Genomic DNA, 21,591 nt, shown 5'->3' with positions numbered 1-21,591 from the left:
TTTATTATTCCTTGTTACTTATTCTTTTGTGGGCGAGCCCAGTTTTCAATGTGACGCTGTTTTACGCGAGTTAACACCAACTCGTTAGCACCAACTTCTTTAGTTATCGTTGCGCCAGCGGCAATTGTTGCACCCGCACCAATTTTAACAGGGGCAACCAATTGGCTATCAGAGCCAATAAATGCATTGTCGCCAATTTCTGTCAGATGCTTATTAGCGCCATCATAATTACAAGTGATAGTACCTGCGCCGATATTCACATCACGTCCAATAATAGAATCGCCAATATACGCTAAGTGCCCAGCTTTAGAACCTTCACCTAACTCAACTTTTTTCATTTCAACAAAATTACCGACGTGAGAATGGTCTAGCATCACTGAAGCCGGCCTTAATCGTGCAAATGGACCAACTGAACAATTGGCACCTACCGTTGATGATTCAACAATTGAATTAGCTTTAATTTCACTATTATCTGCAACAGTACAGTTAGTTAGAATACAGTTAGCACCAATTTTAACGTTATTGCCCAAGACAACCTTGCCTTCAATAATAACATTAACGTCAATTTCAACATCTTGACCGATGTCGATTGAACCGCGAATATCTAAACGAGCGGGATCATGAAGTGTCGCACCATCAACCATCAGCTGATGTGCTTGTTGTAATTGATAAGCTCGCTCAAGTTGCGCCAACTGCAGCTTATTATTAACGCCTTCAACTTCGACCGCAGAGTCAGGGTGTGCAGCAATAACAGCACGGCCTTCTTGATGAGCCATTGCGATAATATCGGTCAGGTAATACTCTTGCTGAGCATTATCGTTACTTAAGTTCGCTAACCAACGTTTTAAATCAATAGCATCAGCCACCAAAATACCAGTATTCACTTCAGTAATGGCTAACTGCTGTGTATTCGCATCTTTCTGCTCAACAATACCAACGACTTGACCATCTGAACGGACAATTCGTCCGTATCCAGTCGGGTTGTCTAACACAACAGTTAATAACCCAATGCCGCCACTTGGTTGAACATCGACTAATCGTGCTAGCGTTTCAGTAGAAATTAATGGTACATCACCATATAAAATGAGTACTTTACCGCTATCTGGTAAGTCCGGCATGGCCTGTGCTACCGCATGGCCAGTTCCTAATTGCTCGGCCTGCAATGCCCAGTTAACATCTCGATGTGCTAATGCTTGTTGCATTAAATCACCACCATGCCCATAAACAAGCTGAGTTGACGCGATATGAGGAAGTTGAGTTGCGGCATCGATAACATGTTCTACCATCGATTTAGCGGCGATTTTGTGGAGCACTTTTGGCAACGCTGAACGCATTCTGGTTCCTTTGCCCGCTGCCAAAATAACAAGATGTAATTCCATAAGACTGTTAGATAAAAATTTGAGGAAACTGCATTCTAATCAAAATGCTAGGCTATGGCTAGGGTCTGTTGATCTTTTGAGTTCATTTTTGCAGCAATTTGTTTGAGGTTTCTGCAAGGCAGAGCCTATGTGGTGTAGCTGGCTCGATAATAGCTCCTGCATTATCCTAATGAGCTACATCCATGTAGCAATACACGAATAGGCGATAACGCCGTAGAAATAACAAACAAATGCTGTCCGTTGGATTCATCTAAAAGGATTTTGTGCCGCGTTATTCGTCATTCACTGGGGTAAACCCAGCATCAATCCTCATGCCTTGCCCAAAACCCTTTTAGATTGAACAAAATTTGAACCACAAAGATCAACAGACCCTAGTTAAGCACTAAAATTTGCGGGTTTTATCACCGAATAGGTTATTTAAGATTAATCGTAACTTGCCCATTAGTTCTTTGATGAATCAACGCAGCAAACTCTTCTCGCTGTCTCACATCAATTTCAACTATATAGTCGATGCCTTCATGATAGTTAGCACTAACAATGGATATGTCGAATTGATTTACCAACATCTCAACTTGTGTTGTCCATTGATAATCGCAACTAAAAGCTAATTCACACGAAACACTTTTCTCTTTGGTTTCAATTTCTGCTAACACCGCGCTCACTGCTGCACCATAAGCGCGTGCCATGCCACCTGTACCTAATTTAGTGCCGCCAAAATAACGTGTCACTACAACGGTAATTTCACCTACGCCACTCCCTTGAAGCACGTTGAGCATTGGGCGTCCTGCACAGCCTGAAGGTTCCCCATCATCTGAATAACCAATATCGACTGTATTTTCAGGACGCCCAGCAACAAACGCCGAGCAATTGTGACTAGCGTCAGGATGCTTTAGTTTAATTTGTTGGATAAATACTTTGGCAGCTTCAATACCTTGGGTGGGCGCAACGTAAGCTAAAAATTTACTGCGTTTAACTTCTGTCTGCACCATCAGCGGTGCAGACAATACACGATAGGGTTGAGTATTCATTAATACTTATTCAAGGCCAAAATCACGAGTCATGTTTTCAACATGGCCTTGATGAATAATGATGTTGTCTTCGATTCGAATACCACCAAAAGGTTTGAAAGCTGCAACCTTTTTCCAGTTGATATATTGATTATTATCAGTCGCTTGTAGCTCTTCTAATAAACTATCAATAAAGTACAAACCAGGTTCAATGGTCATCACCTGGCGCGGTTCAATAACACGAGTACAACGTAGGAATGGATGACTATCAGGCGCAGCAACATGAGTTCCTGTTTCATCTGACATGAAGCCCCCCATATCGTGAACCTGTAAACCTAAGAAATGGCCCAAACCGTGTGGGAAGAAAGTATTGGTAATACCTTTTTCAACAATAGTTTGTGCATCAAGGTTAACAATCTCAAACTCATTTAATAACTGAGCTATCATTTCATGCATTGCAAGATGCAAATCAACATAGCTAACACCTGCTTTAATGGTGTTTATTAATTCGAGTTGCTTAGCGTCTAATGCTTTTATAAGTGTATTAAATTCATTATCTTCATAAGCATAAGTACGAGTGATATCCGACGCGTAACCATTGTAATTAGCTCCGGCGTCAATCAAAAACGATTCAAACGTTGTTGGTGCTACTTGCTCTAACATGGTGTAGTGCAAAATAGCGGCATTTTCATTTAATGCGACGATATTTCCGTAAGGCACTTCATTTTCGGTGTGCTTTATGGCTTGTAAATAATCCATCTGAATATCATATTCAGACTTCTTAGCCATAAAGGCAGCTTTAGCGGCTTGATGCCCTTTTACTGCCAAACGATTTGCTTCACGCAAACAAACCATTTCGTAATCTGTCTTGTACGCGCGGTGATAATGAAAATAAGACAACAACTCTTCTGGATTACGTAAACCAATGTTTAATACATCCGCAACATCAATATGTTCACCAATATAAGCAGCACGGCTTACATCTTGTGGTAAATGCTCAGCTATATGATCTGCTTTTTGGATTAACACAACATTGAATGCATCGGTCCAAAAGTCATTTGGCTCATCAGGTACCTTATGCCAGAAATCGACAGGACGATAGAACACAAGTGTTGGTTTTGAAACACCGTCAACAATTACCCAGCAGTTTGGGTTATCGGTTACTGGTACCCACGCTTTAAAATGAGGATTAACCTTAAATGGATAGTCCATGTCGTCTAAAAATTGGCGATGAGGTTGCCCCGAATGAATAACCAATGTGCTAATATTTTCACGCACCATTATCGTTTTAGCGCGCGCATTAAGCTCATCTATATGTTGAGAAAATAGCGTTTGTAGTTGTTCCATAAATTCATCTCAAAGCAAAAGTTTTCCGCATTATAGCAACCTCTCATGATTAATGCTCTCTTCGTATTAAGTCATCAAAATGTCATCTTAACCGTCCTACATTAGACTAAATAGAACCGCAAAGACATAACACATAAACATCTGATAAATAACAACATAAACTCAAACCATTTTAATAAAAACACTCAGTTAAAACATTTGTTTGAATTAATAGTTGATATTTATGCCATCTCAAGCGAAACTTGGCTGTCGCTATAAACAACTATCCATAAAAATTAGCTGAATGAATTGAAGTAAACCAGTTCAATCATAAAGTTCGATGAGGGAATTAAAACATGATCTATGAATCTAGTACTCTCTCTGTAAGTTACATCAAAGATGGCATTGCAGAGTTAAAGTTTGACGCTAAAGACGGTTCTGTTAATAAATTTGACCAAAACACTCTTGCGTCATTTGAAGAAGCAGTTAAAGCATTACAAGCACAAGCCGATCTTAAAGGTGTTGTAATGACTAGTGGAAAATCAGCCTTTATCGTTGGTGCTGATATCACAGAGTTCACTACACACTTTCATGCGCCACAAGAGCAATTATCAAAGTGGCTAGCTGAAGTTAACGTTACCTTCAATGCATTTGAAGACTTACCTTGCCCAACAATTGCTGCGGTAAATGGTTTTGCATTAGGCGGTGGTTGTGAAGCAATCTTACTTGCAGATTACCGTGTTGCAGACACAACAGCAGTGGTTGGTTTACCAGAAACTAAGTTAGGTATTATGCCAGGCTGGGGTGGCACTGTTCGCCTACCTCGTCTTATTGGTTGTGATAACGCATTATTATGGATTACCGGTGGTGGTAACAATAAAGCAGATAAAGCATTAAAAATGGGCGCAGTCGACGCTGTCGTCGCACCAGAAAAATTACGTGAAGCTGCATTAGAAATGCTAGACGATGCTATCGCTGGAAAATTCAATTGGCAAGCACGTCGTGAAGAGAAGAAGACCCCTCTTACACTATCTCCAATTGAAAGCATGATGTCATTTGGCACAGCAAAAGGCATGATTGCAGCGAAAGCAGGTAAACACTACCCTGCACCAATGACCGCATTAAAAGCCATTGAGAAAAGTGCTTCAATGACTCGTGATGATGCACTTGTTGTTGAAAACAAAGGTTTTGTTAAGCTTGCAAAAACTGACGTTGCTCATTCTTTAGTGAACATTTTCCTTAATGATCAACTTATTAAAGGCAACGCTAAAGCGGCTGCTAAACAAGCTCAAAAAGTTGATTCTGCAGCAGTACTTGGCGCAGGTATCATGGGCGGTGGTATTGCTTATCAGTCGGCGAGTAAAGGCACACCGATTGTAATGAAAGATATTGCACAAGCTGCTCTTGATCTTGGGCTAAACGAAGCATCGGGTATTTTAAACAAACAGCTTAAGCGCGGCCGTATTGATGGCAAGAAGATGGCGAAGGTGTTAAATAGCATTACCCCATCTCTTAACTACGAATCTGTAAAAGACGTAGATATTGTTGTTGAAGCTGTTGTTGAAAACCCAAAAGTAAAAGCAATGGTATTAGCAGAAGTTGAAGGTCACGTTAGCGAAGACGCCATTGTGACATCAAACACGTCAACTATCTCAATTAACGAATTAGCAAAAAGCGTAAAACGCCCAGAAAAATTCTGTGGTATGCACTTCTTTAATCCTGTGCATCGCATGCCGTTAGTTGAAATTATTCGCGGTGAAAATACTTCAGACGAAACTATTGCAACTGTTGTTGCTTATGCAGCGAAAATGGGTAAATCGCCTATCGTTGTAAACGACTGTCCAGGATTCTTTGTAAACCGTGTGTTATTCCCATACTTCGGTGGTTTCTCTAAGCTAATTAACGACGGCGCAGATTTCGCTCAAGTCGATAAAGTGATGGAAAAAGAATTTGGTTGGCCTATGGGTCCAGCATACTTACTAGACGTTGTAGGTATGGATACGGCTCATCACGCACAAGACGTGATGGCACAAGGTTTCCCAACACGTATGGCTAAGACCGAGCGTGATTCAATTGATGCCATGTTTGAAGCAGAGCGCTTTGGTCAGAAAAACGGTAAAGGTTTCTACAATCACAGCGTAGATCGCCGTGGCAAGCCAAAGAAAGAAGTCGCTCCTGAAGCGTTAGAACTTATTGCATCAGTAAGTGCTGGAACTAAAGAATTTAGCAGTGACGAAATTATCGCTCGCACCATGATCCCAATGGTTATCGAAACAGTACGCTGTTTAGAAGAAGGTATCATTGCAACCCCTAACGAAGCAGACATGGGTCTTGTATTTGGTCTTGGTTTCCCTCCGTTTAGAGGTGGTGTATTCCAATACGTTGATACTATGGGCGTAGCAGCATTCGTTGAGTTAGCAGACAGCTATGCTCACCTAGGTGAAATGTACAAAGTTACCGATGGCATGCGCGAGAAATCCGCTGCTGGTACAACTTATTACAACGCTTAAGCTTACTCTGAGCACTTGGTGTTAGCCAAGTGCCGACGAAGATTTGGAGATAAAAATTATGAAAGAAGTTGTCGTTATCGATTGTATTCGTACCCCAATGGGTCGTTCAAAAAACGGTGTATTTCGCAATGTCCGTGCTGAGGAATTATCAGCACACCTAATGAAAGGTCTAATGGAGCGTAATCCTAGCGTTGATCCTGAAGACATCGAAGATGTAATTTGGGGCTGTGTTCAACAAACGTTAGAGCAAGGTTTTAATATTGCGCGTAACTCAGCTATTTTAGCCGGCCTACCAAAATCTATTGGTGGTAGCACGGTAAACCGCTTGTGTGGTTCATCAATGCAAGCTATTCACGATGCAACACGTGCCATTCAAGTTGGCGATGGTGATGTATTTATCGTTGGTGGTGTTGAGCACATGGGTCATGTACCAATGAACCACGGCGTTGATTTCCACCCTGCTATGGCTAAGAAAATTGCTTCTGCAGCTGGCATGATGGGACTAACAGCAGAAATGTTAGGTAAAATGCACGGTATTTCTCGTGAGCAGCAAGATGAATTTGGTGCTCGTTCTCACCGCTTAGCACATGAAGCAACTGTTGAAGGTCGTTTTAAATCAGAGATTTTGCCAATTCACGGTCACGATGCTGATGGTAAGATGATTTTAGTTGAAAATGATGAAGTGATTCGCCCAGAAACAACTGTAGAGACATTAAGTACATTACGTCCAGCATTTGATCCTGCAAACGGAACTGTGACTGCTGGTACATCATCTGCGCTATCTGATGGTGCTTCAGCAATGTTATTGATGTCAGCTGATAAAGCCGCTGAACTTGGTTTAACACCTCGCGCTAAAGTACGTTCAATGGCTATTGCTGGTTGTGATCCATCAATCATGGGTTACGGCCCTGTACCTGCAACACAAAAAGCATTAGCCCGAGCAGGTGTAACTATGGATGACATTGATATTGTTGAATTAAATGAAGCTTTTGCTGCACAGTCTCTCCCTTGCGCAAAAGATCTTGGTTTAATGGATAATTTTGATGACCGAGTAAATCTAAATGGCGGTGCAATCGCATTAGGCCATCCGCTAGGTTGTTCTGGTTCGCGTATTTCTACGTCACTAATCAACATCATGGAAGACAAAAACGCTAAGCTAGGCTTGGCAACTATGTGTATTGGTTTAGGCCAAGGTATCGCAACGGTATTTGAACGCCCATAGTTATTACGTAATAACTTGATAAAGCCAGCTTCGAGCTGGCTTTTTGTCGATGAAATTACATTTTTCAACGTTGCTCATTGGCAATATGCTTATCTGCCGTTAGAATTCTGCTATCTAATTTATGAGACTTACCCTATGGATTTTTCTACTGCTAATTATCAACTGGATGCTATCACCCTTCGCTGTCCAGAGCCTGTGATGATGGTTCGAAAAAAAATGCGTGAATTAGCCACCGGTGAGACATTGCTCGTTGTTGCAGATGATCCGTCAACAACACGTGATATTCCAAGTTTTTGCCGTTTTATGGATCATGAATTACTGTCTCAGCAAGTACGCCAAAGTCCTTTTCAATACCTCATTAAAAAAGGCTAACGAGTATTTACATTTTTCTTGTTTAATTAGTCCGCTGATTAACCGTTATTATGCGTGCAATAATAATAACAAGGAAAAGAGCTATGACCTTCTCTTTAAAACCGCTTATTATCGCTTTGTCGATGGCTGCATTGTCTCAGCCATCACAGGCCGGTGAAGAAAATAAAGAATCAAATAAAAAATGGGACGTAAACGCCCCAAAAGGTGATTTCAAAGACATTTCAATAAAAGTGTCTGAAGGCACTTGGATGAATGTCGACGTCAGTCCTGACGGTAAAACTATTGTTTTCGACCTCCTTGGTGATATCTACAGCATGCCAATTGCCGGCGGAACAGCTACTCCACTCATCAAAGGAATTGCTTGGCACATGCAACCTACTTATACCAATTGTATTAAGTAAGTGATCTTGTTGTGCGTAGAGAAAATCAGCTAAAACAAGGCGCTCGATTGACTAATAGCTGGCTATTAGGATTGAGAGCAACGCCATTTTAGTTAATTTTAGTTAATTTTAACAAGTACAAGTGGGCAAATATTTAATGCAATTGGTATTAGCCACGATGGAAAACACATCGCCTTTACTTCAGATCAAGGTGGTGGCGATAATATCTGGATAATGAACAGCGATGGTAGTAACCCACGTGCCGTTACCAAAGAAACATTTCGCTTGTTAAACAGCCCGGCATGGAGCCCCGATGGTGATTATCTAGTTGCTCGCAAACACTTTACTTCATCACGTTCATTGGGCGCAGGTGAAGTTTAGATGTATCACAAAACTGGCGGTAACGGCGTAAAACTAACAACGCGCGCAAATGACCAAAAAGATCTAGGCGAACCCGCTTTTTCACCTGATGGAAAATATGTTTATTTCAGTAATGACGCCACACCTGGTAAAACATTCCATTACAGCAAAGATTCAGTCAAAGGTATTTACAAGATTAAACGCCTTGACCGTGAGTCAGGTGGGATTAAAACTATTATCAGTGGTATGGGTGGAGCCATCAGACCGACACCAAGCCCTGATGGTAAAAAGTTAGCTTATATTGCTCGCGATGACTTTAAGTCATCATTATATATTTATGATTTATCTGATGATAAAAAGAATACGTTCGAAAAAGTAGAAAATGGTTTAGATATTGGTTTCACAAAAAAAGTAGATGTTCCACGTGGAACACTGGCCTTAACTAATGCAAAAATTGTTACTATGAATGGTGATAAAGTCATTGAAAATGGCACTGTTATCGTCACGAATAACAAAATTTCTTGGCTAGGAAATGCAGATGAAGCTCCGTTGAATGACATTGATAAAACGATAAACCTTGCAGGTAAAACAATCATGCCTGGATTAGTCGATGTTCATCATCATGGCGGCCAGGGCGTTAATGAAATTATCCCACAGCAAAACTGGGAAAATTACGCCGAGTTAACATATGGTGTAACCACAATTCACGATCCGTCTAACGATACCACTGAAATTTTCACTGCGAGCGAATTACAAAAAGCTGGTGATATTGTTGCACCACGGACTTATTCGACTGGTACTATTTTGTATGGAGCACATGGTGCTGGCTATACCTCACACGTCGATAGCCTAGAGGATGCAAAATTTCACTTACAACGTTTGAAGAAAGTGGGTGCCTTTAGTGTCAAAAGCTATAACCAACCACGTCGTAATCAGCGTCAGCAAATAGTTCAAGCCGGCCGTGAATTAGAAATGATGGTTGTTCCTGAAGGTGGTTCATTGTTGCAACACAATCTATCAATGGTTGCTGATGGCCACACAGGTATCGAACATTCTATTCCTACAGCAAAAATTTATAATGATATTAAACAATTTTGGAGCCAAACTGATGTTGGGTATACGCCTACTTTAGTTGTAGGATATGGCGGCATCTGGGGCGAAAACTACTGGTATGACAAAACTGACGTTTGGATGGATAAAAAGCTTAATGCATTTGTACCTGCGCAAGCCTTTAAACCACGTTCAATGCGTCGCACTAAAGCACCACATCATCACTACAACCATATTAGCAACGCTAAAGTAGCCAAAGAACTTCGTGATTTAGGTGTAAAAGCCAATATTGGTGGTCACGGTCAACGTGAAGGCTTAGGCGCTCATTGGGAAATTTGGAGCTTTGCTCAAGGTGGAATGACACCACTAGAAGCACTGCGCACAGCAACTATAGATCCAGCTCATTACCTAGGACTCGACCACGCCATTGGGTCTATCGAGAAAGGCAAGTTAGCTGATTTAATTGTTATTGATGGCGACCCACTAAATGACATTCGCGATACTCGTAAAGTACAATACACCATGCTCAATGGTCGTTTGTATGATGCAAATACCATGAATGAAATTGGTAATCATCCGAAAAAACGTGAAGTTTTCTTCTTCGAAAAATAGCAACTAAACGTTAGTAAAAAGGCCAATGAACAAAACTGTCATTGGCCTTTTTTATATTCCGGGGCGAATGTATGAAGTAGTGAAACTCAACATTAACGAAATCAACAGCACTCTTTATGAATGTCACAACTTAATAAGTGATTATTGAACATTCCTACAGCTTCCATAAAAGCATAACAAACCGTTGGTCCGACAAAAGTAAACCCCCTCTTTTTTAGCGCCTTAGACATTGCCAATGATTGATGATTTTGTGTCGGCACTTCTTCACTTAATACGTAATTATTTTGAATAGGAGCGCCACCGACAAATGACCATAAAAACTCACTAAAATTAATACCTTCTTTTTCCATGGCAATATAGCCTTTTGCATTTTTAATAATAGAATTAACCTTTAGTTTATTACGAATAATATTAGGGTTTTCCAATAGATCCAGTACATCCATTTCTGTTAGCGTAACAATTTTATAAGGGTCAAATTTAAAAAAAGCGTCGTGATAACCCTGCTTTTTTTTGAGAATAGTAATCCAAGAGAGCCCTGCTTGCTGACCATCTAAGCACAGCTTTTCAAATAACTCGATACTATCAAAACCTGGTTTGCCCCATTCTTGATCATGATAATCTAAATAAGTTTTATCGCTTGCTGTTACCCAAGGGCAAATACTTCTGTTCTGTAATGTCATACAACCATCCAATACCGATTTTCCCCCTTAAAATACGCTATTAGAACCAGCATTGTCGACAAATTACTGGTGATACTTATAAAAATATAAACGAGCCTATTACATAATCTGTAATCTAAATTCGAATGTTCCAAACCCTAGCTTGCACGAGCTCTCAATACAGGTACCAGAACTGGCTTTCCCGTGGCATTTGGGTATATAATCAACTCCATTTTTCCACCATCGGCAAGAGTTATAAGTAATATTATGCCTAAATACGATACAAAAACTTTTCAAGGTTTAATCCTCGCTCTACAGGATTATTGGTCACGTCAAGGCTGCGTTATAGTTCAGCCGCTAGATATGGAAGTGGGCGCTGGCACATTCCATCCACAAACGTTCCTACGTTCATTAGGCCCTGAGCCAATGAGCAGTGCTTATGTTCAACCATGCCGTCGTCCAACCGATGGTCGTTATGGTGAAAATCCAAATCGCTTACAGCACTACTATCAATTCCAAGTAGTGTTAAAACCAAACCCAGATAACATCCAAGAACTTTATCTTGAATCATTAACAGAGCTTGGTATTGATCCGCTTGTTCATGATGTTCGCTTTGTCGAAGATAACTGGGAATCACCAACATTAGGTGCTTGGGGTCTAGGTTGGGAAATCTGGCTTAATGGTATGGAAATTTCACAGTTTACGTATTTCCAACAAGTCGGCGGATTAGAGTGTTCACCAGTAACAGGTGAAATTACTTATGGTTTAGAACGTCTTGCAATGTATATTCAAGGTGTCGATAGCATCTATGATCTCGTATGGACAGATGGTCCATTAGGTCGCGTAACCTACGGTGATGTTTTCCATCAAAATGAAGTTGAGCAATCAACTTATAACTTTGAACATGCTGACGTAGATGCTCTATTTACGCAATTTGATCAATGTGAAAAAGACAGCCAAAAGTTAATTGAAGCCGGTTTAGCATTACCTGCATATGAGCAAGTAATGAAGGCGTCGCATGTATTTAACTTATTAGATGCTCGTCATGCTATATCAGTGACCGAGCGTCAGCGATATATTCTTCGAGTGAGAGCGTTGTCAAAGGCCGTAGCGGAAACATATTACGCATCACGCGAAGCGTTAGGTTTCCCATTATGTAAAAACGATGAGGTCAAATAATCATGTCAGTTGAAAATCTTATCATTGAACTGGGTACCGAAGAGTTACCACCAAAGTCATTACGTACATTAGCAGAAGCTTTTCGTGATGGTATAAAAACACAGTTAGACAAAGCAGATATTGCCTATGAAGCCATTGACTTTTTAGCGTCTCCTCGCCGCCTTGCAGTATCAGTTAAAGCACTGGCCACTGGTCAGGCAGACAAAATTGTTGAAAAACGTGGCCCAGCAGTTTCATCGGCATTCGATGCTGATGGTAACGCAACGAAAGCCGCTCAAGGCTGGGCTCGTTCTAACGGCATTACCGTTGAACAAGCAGAGCGTCTGAAAACAGACAAAGGCGAATGGCTACTATTTAAAGCGCAAGTTAAAGGGCAATCGACTCAAGCATTATTACCTACAATGATTGAAACGGCTTTAGCTAAATTACCGATTGCTAAACCAATGCGTTGGGGTAGCAATTCAATGCAGTTTATTCGCCCAACGAAAACATTAGCTGTGTTATTGGGTAGTGAGCTAATTGAAGCGACGGTACTTGGCTGTAAGTCAGATAGAATTATTCGTGGTCACCGTTTCCATTGCGATAAAGAATTAGTGTTAGATCACGCTGATAACTATGTATCTTTACTACGCGAAGAAGGTTTCGTTATTGCCGATTACGAAGAGCGTAAAGCCATCGTTAAGCAGCAAGTGATTGATGCAGCAACTAGAGAAAATGGTGTAGCAGACATCGATGATGATTTACTGGAAGAAGTAAGCTCAATCGTTGAATGGCCAGTTACCTATGTTGGTAGTTTTGAAGATAAGTTCCTAGATGTTCCTGCTGAAGCGCTTATCTACACAATGAAAGACAACCAAAAATATTTTCCGTTATTAGACAGTGACGGTAAATTGATGGCGCGTTTTATCTTTGTATCAAACATCGATAGTAAAGATCCTGTACAAGTTATCGAAGGAAACGAGAAAGTAGTTCGTCCTCGCTTAGCGGATGCAGAGTTCTTCTATGCACAAGATCAAAAGTCGACCTTAGAAAGTCGCATCGATAGCTTGGACAGTATCTTATTCCAAAAGCAATTAGGTACACTGAAAGAAAAGTCACAACGTATTGCAGATTTAGCAGCGATTATCGCTGATAAAATTGGTGCGAATACTACAGACTCTAAACGTGCTGGCATGTTGTGTAAAACAGACTTAATGACTGACATGGTTCTAGAGTTCCCTGACGTTCAAGGTGTTATGGGCATGTACTACGCACGTTTTGACGGTGAGTCAGAAGATGTTGCCGTAGCACTGAATGAGCAATACATGCCGCGTTATGCAGGTGATCAACTACCGGGTTCACTCGTTAGCTGTGCTGTTGCACTAGCAGACAAGTTCGATACATTAGTTGGTATTTTTGGCATAGGCCAAATTCCTAAAGGTGATAAAGATCCGTTCGCTCTACGCCGTGCAGCAATTGGCGCACTACGTATCATTGTCGAAAAAGATTTAGATTTGGATTTATCTGATTTAGTCGCAGCATCGGCAACGCTGTACGGTGATAAAATCAAAGATGGAATTAGCGAAAGCGTCGTAGATTTCATGTTGGGTCGTTTTAATGCCTGGTATCAAGATCAAAACGTATCAACTGACATCGTTAAAGCGGTAATGGCACGTCGTCCAACGCGTCCTAGTGACTTTAACAAGCGTATTGAAGCCGTTACGGCATTTAGAGCATTAGAAGCTTCTAAGACGCTTGCAGCAGCTAATAAACGTGTTGGTAATATCCTAGCTAAGACAGATGAAGCGATTGCAGACTCTGTTGATTCAACCTTACTTGTTGAAGATGCAGAAAAAGCCTTAGCAGATGTTGTTGCAAAATTAACGACAGATTTAGCGCCAGTATTTGCTAGCAGCGATTACAACACGGCACTAACACAGTTAGCACAATTGAAAGATCCAGTTGATGCATTCTTTGATAATGTAATGGTTATGTGTGATGACACAGCGACGAAGCTAAATCGTTTAGCGTTGTTAAATAACTTAAGAAACCAGTTCTTAAATGTAGCTGATATTTCATTACTACAAAGCTAGTATCGAATAGAATGAAAAAAGCCCCATCAATATATTTTGAAGGGGCTTTTTTGTAAGTTTAACTTGCTTTACTTTGCTGCAAAAATTCAATATTTGATTCATCATAACCGCGCTTTTCAAAAATTAACGCCGCCTCTTCTAGCGAAATCATATCTTCTAAATAGAGAAGATTAAGCTCACTTATCAATTTAGACTCCACTAAAATATCAACGAGCTTATGATCTGTTTGAACTTTTCCAACGACTACATGTTGCTTAATTGGATCAATAATAGCCTGTGGTAATTCCCAACTTCGGACAATGTTATAGGTCAATTGTTTCGAAAGAGATGTCATTACCTTCCTAAAATAGAGTGACCCTGGCTCACTGTCTTCTTCGGACTTTTGTACCGCATCAACTAATTCGCTGAAAATGGCAATCTTACCGATATCGTGAATAACGCCAATAAAGAATGCACTATATGGATCATAGCCAATTTGTTTGGCTTTTCGCTCACAGATCCGCGCAGTTAATAACGAATGTTGCCATATTTTTTCACCAAACAGTTTAAAATAGAGAGGACTAACTTGCCTCATCATCCGCTCCATCACAGCAGCAGTAACTAACTGTTTTATATTTTGAAAGCCGACCCTAGAAATAGCAACTTGTAGACTAGTTACCTGGTTTGACGAATTACTAAATGCAACAGAATTAGCTAATCTAACGACGTCAGATGCCAAAATAGGATCTTGTTCTAATGATTTTTTAATATCTTTAATATCTTCATCACTATCTATTTTATCTAATGTATCTTTGAGTGCTTTAGGAAACGATTGAAAGCGTATACTTTTCGGATTAATTAGCGCTTCAGAAACCCTATCAATTATCGCTCTTTCAACAATTTCATTACGGCCAGAGGTTTGTGCAGTATCACCAAATAATAAGTCATAAAATAAGTGTTCTGAATTGATTAGGTCAACTTTAACTTTAGTCACGGGGTCGGCCAGTGGTTTTGACTTAGGCGCTGCCGCTTTTTCTGTTACACCTCGATCCAATAAATCAGTAAACCAACTCATATTTATCTCCCCTCAAATAGTGCTTCTATAAGACATTCAATTTAAGTATAGACATAAAAAAAGGAGCTGTTATAGCTCCTTCTTAATCAATTAACATTAATCACTAAACATCTAGATTAACAACTTTAAGCGCGTTATCTTCAATGAAATTACGACGTGGTTCAACTTGGTCACCCATTAGCGTAGTAAATAACTGATCAGCACCAATAGCATCCTCAATAGTTACTTGTAACATACGGCGATTCTCAGGACACATAGTCGTTTCCCACAGTTGCTCTGGGTTCATCTCGCCTAGTCCTTTATAGCGTTGGATATACAAACCGCGTTTAGACTCGTGCATTAACCACTCTAGTGCTTCTAAGAAAGTCTCTACAGGCTTCTTACGTTCGCCACGTTTAACGAATGCACCCTCTTCAAGTAAGTCACCAATGTTCTCACCTAATGCCACTAATTTGGCGTAATCGCTCGATGCAAAGTACACTTGGTCTAACATGTAATGTGTATCAACACCGTGCATTCTTACAATGATTTGCGGTAAGAATAATTGAGATTCTTCATCTTGTACGGCTTGACCAGTATAAATGGTTCCCTTGTCATCCTTTTCATTTAGAACGTCAACTAAACTAGTTACCCAGTTATTAACTGCACTTTGATCAGTTAAAGAATCAGTTGCTAATTTAGGAGTGTAAATTAATTGATTTAAAATATCTGTTGGGTAACGAAGCTGTAAACGTGCGATACCGGCTTCAACAACACGATACTCTTTAACCAGAGCTTCAAGTGCAACACCATTGACTCCAGGAGCTTCGGCATTGACGTGTAATGAACTACCATCTAAAGCGATAGTTGTTAGGTATTCATTTAACACGTCATCGTCTTTGATGTAGCGCTCTTGCTTACCTTTTTTAACTTTGTATAACGGTGGTTGAGCAATGTAGATATAACCGTTTTCAACCATTTCTGTCATTTGGCGATAGAAGAATGTTAATAACAATGTACGGATGTGAGAACCATCGACGTCTGCATCGGTCATGATAATGATTTTGTGGTACCGAATTTTCTCAGGGAAATATTCGTCACGGCCAATACCACAACCTAATGCAGTGATTAACGTTGCAACCTCTTGCGACGATAACATCTTATCAAAACGCGCTTTTTCAACGTTTAAGATTTTACCTTTCAATGGCAAGATGGCTTGGTTTTTACGATTACGCCCCTGCTTGGCACTACCGCCAGCAGAGTCCCCTTCCACTATGTATAGTTCAGAAAGGGCTGGATCTTTTTCCTGACAGTCTGCCAATTTACCTGGCAAACCACCTAAATCTAATGCGCCTTTGCGACGTGTCATTTCACGCGCTTTACGCGCCGCTTCACGAGCCTTAGCCGCATCAACAATCTTACCAACAACATCTTTTGCCACTTGAGGGTTCTCAAGTAAAAAGTCGTTTAAGTTAGCGCCCATACTTTGTTCTACAGCCGCTTTAACTTCACTCGATACTAATTTATCTTTTGTTTGTGAACTAAATTTTGGATCAGGAACCTTTACGGAAATCACAGCGGTTAAACCTTCACGAGCGTCATCACCGGTCGCACTCGTTTTAGTTTTCTTATTAAAGCCTTCTTTTTCCATGTAGTTATTTAACGTACGCGTTAAAGCACCACGGAAGCCAGCAAGGTGAGTACCACCATCGCGCTGAGGAATGTTATTAGTGAAACATAAAATGTTTTCTTGATAACCATCGTTCCACTGCATAGCGACTTCTACAGTGGTACCGTCTTCACGCTCTTCACTGAAGTAGAAAATGTCTTTATGAACTGTCGCTTTGTTTTGATTCAAATAATCAACAAAGGCTTTAATACCACCTTCATAACAATAATTCTGGCTCTTACCTTCACCGCGCTCATCAACAAGAGTGATTGAAACACCCGAGTTAAGAAATGATAATTCACGAACACGTTTAGCTAGAATGTCGTAATGGAACAAGGTATCAGTAAAGGTTTCACTGCTTGGCCAAAAACGCATTTGCGTTCCAGTTTTATCACTATCACCCACTTCTTTAAGTGGCTCAACAGGTTCACCATGTACATATGACTGGCTGTAAACATGACCTTGACGATGAATAGTGATTTCAAGTTTTTCAGACAGTGCATTTACAACAGAAACACCAACACCATGCAAACCACCAGATACTTTATAAGAGTTATCATCGAACTTACCACCGGCATGTAATACCGTCATGATAACTTCAGCGGCAGATACACCTTCTTCAGGATGAATATCTACAGGAATACCACGACCATCATCTCTTACCGATACAGAGCCATCTTCATGAATAGTGATAGTGATGTCACTACAGTGGCCTGCTAACGCTTCATCGATAGAATTATCGACGACTTCGAAAACCATGTGATGTAAACCCGTGCCGTCATCGGTATCACCGATATACATTCCAGGGCGTTTACGTACTGCATCAAGTCCTTTAAGAACCTTAATACTCGACGAATCGTAACTATTCTCTTCTGACATATATTATTCTCGTTCTAAGTTGTCCTGTTTTATCACACCGTGTTCCACGTGGAACATCTTGGTTTGATATTTACTGGTTTGTTGTTTTATTTGAGACGCATCAATAACCGATAAAAATAACTGCGCCTGTGTATCAACCAACTGGTCAATCAACAGCTGCCGTTTTTGACTATCGAGCTCCGACGATAAATCATCAACCAAATAAATTGTCTGCTTGTCCACTTGTTGTTTTAAGTGAACTCCTTGTGCAATTCGTAATGCACAAACTAATAATTTTAGCTGTCCACGCGATAATGCATCACTCGCAGGAATAGCGCCACAACGCAATCTTAAATCTGCTTTGTGAGGACCTGAAAGTGTGTAACCTAAGGCTAGTTCGCGTGAATAATTTCGCTCTAACAATTGAGCTAAATCCGCTTTTTTATCCCACCCCTGACTATAACTTACTGTAACGTCTGTGTCAGGCAAAAAACGCTCTATTATACCCTGCAAAACGGGATTAAACGAATTTATATACTGGTTTCTAAGTTCACTTAACGCCAGTGAGCATTCAACCAATTCAATGTCCCAAAAAGAGATTTCTTTATAAGGTGCTTTTCGTTTCAATAATGCATTACGCTGCTTGAGCAATCGCTTGCATTTATTCCAAATAGCCATGAAATTTTCGTCTAAATGGAACACGCCCCAATCAAAAAATTGGCGACGAATTTTAGGGCCACCAGTTAATAATTCAAAGCTTTCAGGGGTAATCAGTTGGAGCGGAAGAATATCTAATAACTCGGTGAGTTTTTTGGCTTTCTCACCATCTATCTTAATGGTGACATCACCATTTTTAAAACGCTGTACACCTAATGCATGTTTATTTGCTCGACCAAATAACAAAAAGTTATCACAGTCATGATTAATTACCCTACTCGCTAAATGTGTTCTAAACGAACGCCCTAGCGCCAAATAATGAACCGCCTCAAGAACACTCGTTTTACCACTACCGTTATCACCATAAATCACATTCAATGGCCCAAAATCTAAAGTCACATCCTTTAGATTCCGCAGCTGAGAAATTGAAAGTTGGTTAAGTAACAAAAGCGTTCCTGTCTTCTTTTTTAACGAAAGTACTTTGAGGAATCAATCACTATTTGGAGTTGATTTAACGAAGCCATGGTGCTCACTCTTCAAGGTGTTTGCGCGCAGTTGGCTCCCGCCAATGAGCACAAACAACGCAGAAGATGTGTACCATGGCAAAGGTAAACAACTACAAACGCATTGGCATTACTACGTACATTGACTCAGAAGTGTCAGCAGCTTCGATCAAACCACTCGAGTTAGCATCACCCAAGGTCATGCGAATTTCATCGCTCTTAAGTGCATTTAAGGCATCAAGAACATAGCTCACGTTAAAGCCAATTTCTAAATCATCATATTGATAACTTAAATCAACAATTTCTTGTGATTCTTCTTGCTCTGGATTATTCGCAGTGATCTTTAATTCATTCGTTGCAAAATTAAAGCGTACACCGCGAAATTTTTCGTTCGATAAAATAGACGCACGTGCTAAAGCTTGTTTGAGTTCCATGCGTGAAGTAACAATCACCTTGTCACCACCACGAGGTAACACGCGTTGATAATCAGGGAAACGGCCATCCACTAATTTAGTGGTAAAAATGGCATTGTCGATTGAGGCGCGTAATAAACTTTCGCCTATTTGAATATTTACTGGTTCATCGCTAGCTTCAATAATACGAAGTAATTCAACGACACCTTTGCGTGGAACAATGACTTGCTTACTTGGTAAATTAGCGGCAATTTGTCGGCTGCTGACTGCTAATCGATGGCCGTCAGTTGCGACAGTGCGAAGCTGATCGTTATCGGTCTCAAATAACATACCATTTAAGTAATAACGAACATCTTGGTTAGCCATTGAAAATTGGGTACTTTCGATGACCGATCGCAATTGATGTTGCGGTAGCACAACTTCAATTTCACTTTGCCAATTTTCGATATTTGGAAAATCATCTGCTGATAAAATACTTAATACAAAGCGACTACGGCTCGAACGAATAATCATCCGCTCACCATCAACCTCAATAGAAATGACAGCGCCATCAGGTAAGCCTTTACAAATATCTAAGAACTTCTTTGCAGGCACTGTTGTTCGCCCAGCAATCACTTCACCTTCAAGTGGAGATAAGCCAACTAATTCGACTTCTAAATCTGTGCCTGTCATTCTCAGTAAGTTATCACTTACTTCCACTAAAACATTAGATAAAACAGCAAGTGTGTGGCGTCTTTCAACAGCACCAGACACAAGAGTTAATGGTTTAAGTAACAGTTCTCGAGAAATAGTAAATTTCATAAATTCAGCTTCCTGTGCGTTATTCTATCGACAGTTTTTATAATTATTATGATGAAAGCGTTCTAATTAAATTAGAGTAATCTTCTTTAATATCATGGTTTTCTTCGCGTAACGAAACTATTTTACGACACGCATGCAATACGGTTGTATGGTCGCGTCCACCAAAAGCCTCGCCAATCTCAGGCAAACTATGGTTTGTTAATTCTTTAGATAAAGCCATCGCCATCTGGCGAGGTCTAGCAACAGAGCGCGTGCGGCGTTTAGACAGTAAATCAGAAACTTTAATTTTGTAATACTCAGCAACCGTCTTTTGAATATTATCTATGGTGACTAATTTTGCCTGCAACGCTAATAAATCGCGAAGTGCTTCTTTAACAAAATCAATGGTAATCGGACGGCCCGTAAAGTTAGCGTTAGCAATAACACGGTTTAATGCCCCTTCCAATTCGCGAACATTAGAGCGTAATCTTTTAGCAATAAAAAACGCCACTTCATCTGGTAAATGAACTTTAGATTCATCAGCTTTACGCTGTAAGATAGCAACGCGCGTTTCTAACTCTGGTGGTTCAATAGCAACTGTTAAACCCCATCCAAAACGAGATTTTAACCTGTCTTCAACGCCGACAATCTCTTTAGGGTACTTATCACTAGTTAAAATAACCTGATGATTACCTTCTAATAGTGCATTAAAGGTGTGAAAAAATTCTTCTTGAGAACGATCTTTATTGGCAAAAAATTGAATATCATCGATTAATAACGCATCAACACTACGATAGTAACGTTTGAATTCTTCAATAGCATTATTGCGAAGAGCCTTAACCATATCTTGTACAAAGCGCTCAGAATGCATGTAAACAATTTTAGCATCAGGCTTATTTTCCAAAATACCATTGCCAACAGCATGTAATAAATGCGTCTTACCTAAACCCGTTCCACCATATAGAAATAATGGATTATAAGCACCGCCAGGATTCTCTGCTACTTGAATAGCAGCGGCACGGCCTAACTGGTTAGATTTACCTTCAACGAAATTATCAAATTTATAAGTGCGATTAATATTCGAAGCAAGCGTTGCCTGAGGCGCATCACTTTCCTTCTCCCAACTTGGCTTCACCGTATTATTTTGGACAACTTGAGGTGAATTGACAGACTGTTTGTTTGCTGTCGCTGGAGCAGGTGCAGCTTTCTTGCTACCAATATCAAAGCGTAATGTAGGAACTTCGGTCCCCATAGCTTCAACCAAAAAGCTGTTGATATTATCTTGATATTTATCGCGAACCCAATCCAGAACAAAACGATTAGGTGCATAAAGGGTTAATGTATCTTCGTCGTGTTCAGCTTGTAGCGGTCTAATCCACATGCTGTATTGAGTTGCAGGTAACTCTTCTTGCAATCTATCCAAGCATTGTTGCCAAATCCATGCAGTCACTGCATACTCCAAAACGAAAATAAAAGGGCAATCATTTTAGCCCCTGAGATCATAAATCACCAGCGAAAGTGGCGCTAATTGTGAATTAAATTTGCTTTTA

At 40.3% G+C, this 21,591-nt stretch carries 15 protein-coding genes and 1 pseudogene; 7 read left to right on the top strand and 9 right to left on the bottom strand.

All coding sequences use genetic code 11. The features are described 5' to 3' along the window. Positions 1-14: 14 nt before the first annotated feature. The 3 genes from glmU to pepQ form a co-directional block, all read right to left on the bottom strand. Positions 15-1,379 carry a bifunctional UDP-N-acetylglucosamine diphosphorylase/glucosamine-1-phosphate N-acetyltransferase GlmU gene (glmU, locus tag ACMAZF_RS00080; RefSeq protein WP_435275482.1) on the bottom strand — a complete coding sequence of 455 codons (1,365 nt, stop codon included), beginning with the start codon at positions 1,377-1,379 and terminating at the stop codon, positions 15-17. Positions 1,380-1,792: 413 nt separating this feature from the next. Next, positions 1,793-2,407 (bottom strand): YigZ family protein, encoded by a 615-nt coding sequence (locus tag ACMAZF_RS00075; RefSeq protein ID WP_435275481.1) that lies wholly within the window; start codon positions 2,405-2,407, stop codon positions 1,793-1,795. A gap of 6 nt (positions 2,408-2,413) precedes the next feature. After that, positions 2,414-3,733 carry a Xaa-Pro dipeptidase gene (gene pepQ, locus ACMAZF_RS00070; RefSeq protein WP_435275480.1) on the bottom strand — a complete coding sequence of 440 codons (1,320 nt, stop codon included), beginning with the start codon at positions 3,731-3,733 and terminating at the stop codon, positions 2,414-2,416. A 335-nt stretch (positions 3,734-4,068) separates the two neighbouring features. Between pepQ and fadB the strand changes: the two genes are divergently transcribed. The 5 genes and pseudogenes from fadB to ACMAZF_RS00045 form a co-directional block, all read left to right on the top strand. Next, entirely contained in the window at positions 4,069-6,222 is a 2,154-nt protein-coding gene (gene fadB, locus ACMAZF_RS00065; RefSeq protein WP_435275479.1) for a fatty acid oxidation complex subunit alpha FadB, read from the top strand. A 58-nt stretch (positions 6,223-6,280) separates the two neighbouring features. Further along, complete coding sequence (gene fadA / locus ACMAZF_RS00060) at positions 6,281-7,444, top strand: acetyl-CoA C-acyltransferase FadA (protein WP_435275478.1); 1,164 nt, start codon at positions 6,281-6,283, stop codon at positions 7,442-7,444. A 135-nt stretch (positions 7,445-7,579) separates the two neighbouring features. Further along, positions 7,580-7,816, top strand: coding sequence for a sulfurtransferase TusA (tusA, locus tag ACMAZF_RS00055; RefSeq protein WP_435275477.1), 237 nt, complete (start codon positions 7,580-7,582; stop codon positions 7,814-7,816). Between the two features lie 83 nt (positions 7,817-7,899). Next, positions 7,900-8,217, top strand: a complete 318-nt coding sequence (locus tag ACMAZF_RS00050) for a hypothetical protein (protein WP_435275476.1) — start codon at positions 7,900-7,902, stop codon at positions 8,215-8,217. A gap of 231 nt (positions 8,218-8,448) precedes the next feature. Further along, a pseudogene (locus ACMAZF_RS00045) lies at positions 8,449-10,218 on the top strand (amidohydrolase family protein); the annotation flags it as partial. A 101-nt stretch (positions 10,219-10,319) separates the two neighbouring features. Here ACMAZF_RS00045 and ACMAZF_RS00040 read toward each other — a convergent pair. After that, positions 10,320-10,898: a DNA-3-methyladenine glycosylase I gene (locus tag ACMAZF_RS00040; protein ID WP_435275475.1), complete on the bottom strand. Its 579-nt coding sequence runs from the start codon at positions 10,896-10,898 to the stop codon at positions 10,320-10,322. Positions 10,899-11,144: 246 nt separating this feature from the next. Here ACMAZF_RS00040 and glyQ point away from each other — a divergent pair, with 246 nt between their 5' ends. Then, complete coding sequence (gene glyQ, locus ACMAZF_RS00035; protein ID WP_435275474.1) at positions 11,145-12,056, top strand: glycine--tRNA ligase subunit alpha; 912 nt, start codon at positions 11,145-11,147, stop codon at positions 12,054-12,056. 2 nt (positions 12,057-12,058) lie between these two features. Beyond that, positions 12,059-14,128 (top strand): glycine--tRNA ligase subunit beta, encoded by a 2,070-nt coding sequence (gene glyS, locus ACMAZF_RS00030; RefSeq protein WP_435275473.1) that lies wholly within the window; start codon positions 12,059-12,061, stop codon positions 14,126-14,128. A 58-nt stretch (positions 14,129-14,186) separates the two neighbouring features. Here glyS and ACMAZF_RS00025 read toward each other — a convergent pair whose 3' ends face one another. From ACMAZF_RS00025 to dnaA, 5 genes are all read right to left on the bottom strand, one after another. Continuing rightward, on the bottom strand, positions 14,187-15,182 hold the full coding sequence (locus tag ACMAZF_RS00025; protein WP_435275472.1) for an HDOD domain-containing protein: 996 nt from the start codon (positions 15,180-15,182) through the stop codon (positions 14,187-14,189). A gap of 103 nt (positions 15,183-15,285) precedes the next feature. After that, a complete protein-coding gene (gene gyrB, locus ACMAZF_RS00020) occupies positions 15,286-17,709 on the bottom strand; it encodes a DNA topoisomerase (ATP-hydrolyzing) subunit B (protein ID WP_435275471.1) in 2,424 nt (807 codons plus the stop codon). A gap of 3 nt (positions 17,710-17,712) precedes the next feature. Next, positions 17,713-18,792, bottom strand: coding sequence for a DNA replication/repair protein RecF (gene recF / locus ACMAZF_RS00015; RefSeq protein WP_435275470.1), 1,080 nt, complete (start codon positions 18,790-18,792; stop codon positions 17,713-17,715). Positions 18,793-18,961: 169 nt separating this feature from the next. Next, the gene (gene dnaN / locus ACMAZF_RS00010; RefSeq protein ID WP_435275469.1) at positions 18,962-20,062 is read right to left on the bottom strand and encodes a DNA polymerase III subunit beta; all 1,101 of its coding nucleotides are present in this window, start codon (positions 20,060-20,062) and stop codon (positions 18,962-18,964) included. A 46-nt stretch (positions 20,063-20,108) separates the two neighbouring features. After that, complete coding sequence (dnaA, locus tag ACMAZF_RS00005) at positions 20,109-21,422, bottom strand: chromosomal replication initiator protein DnaA (protein WP_435277295.1); 1,314 nt, start codon at positions 21,420-21,422, stop codon at positions 20,109-20,111. Positions 21,423-21,591 lie beyond the last annotated feature (169 nt).

The organism is Psychrobium sp. nBUS_13 (genome assembly GCF_051201665.1).
Lineage (GTDB): Bacteria > Pseudomonadota > Gammaproteobacteria > Enterobacterales > Psychrobiaceae > Psychrobium.
Note: the sequence above shows the minus strand (reverse complement) of the source record. Positions and strands in the feature narration are given on the sequence as shown.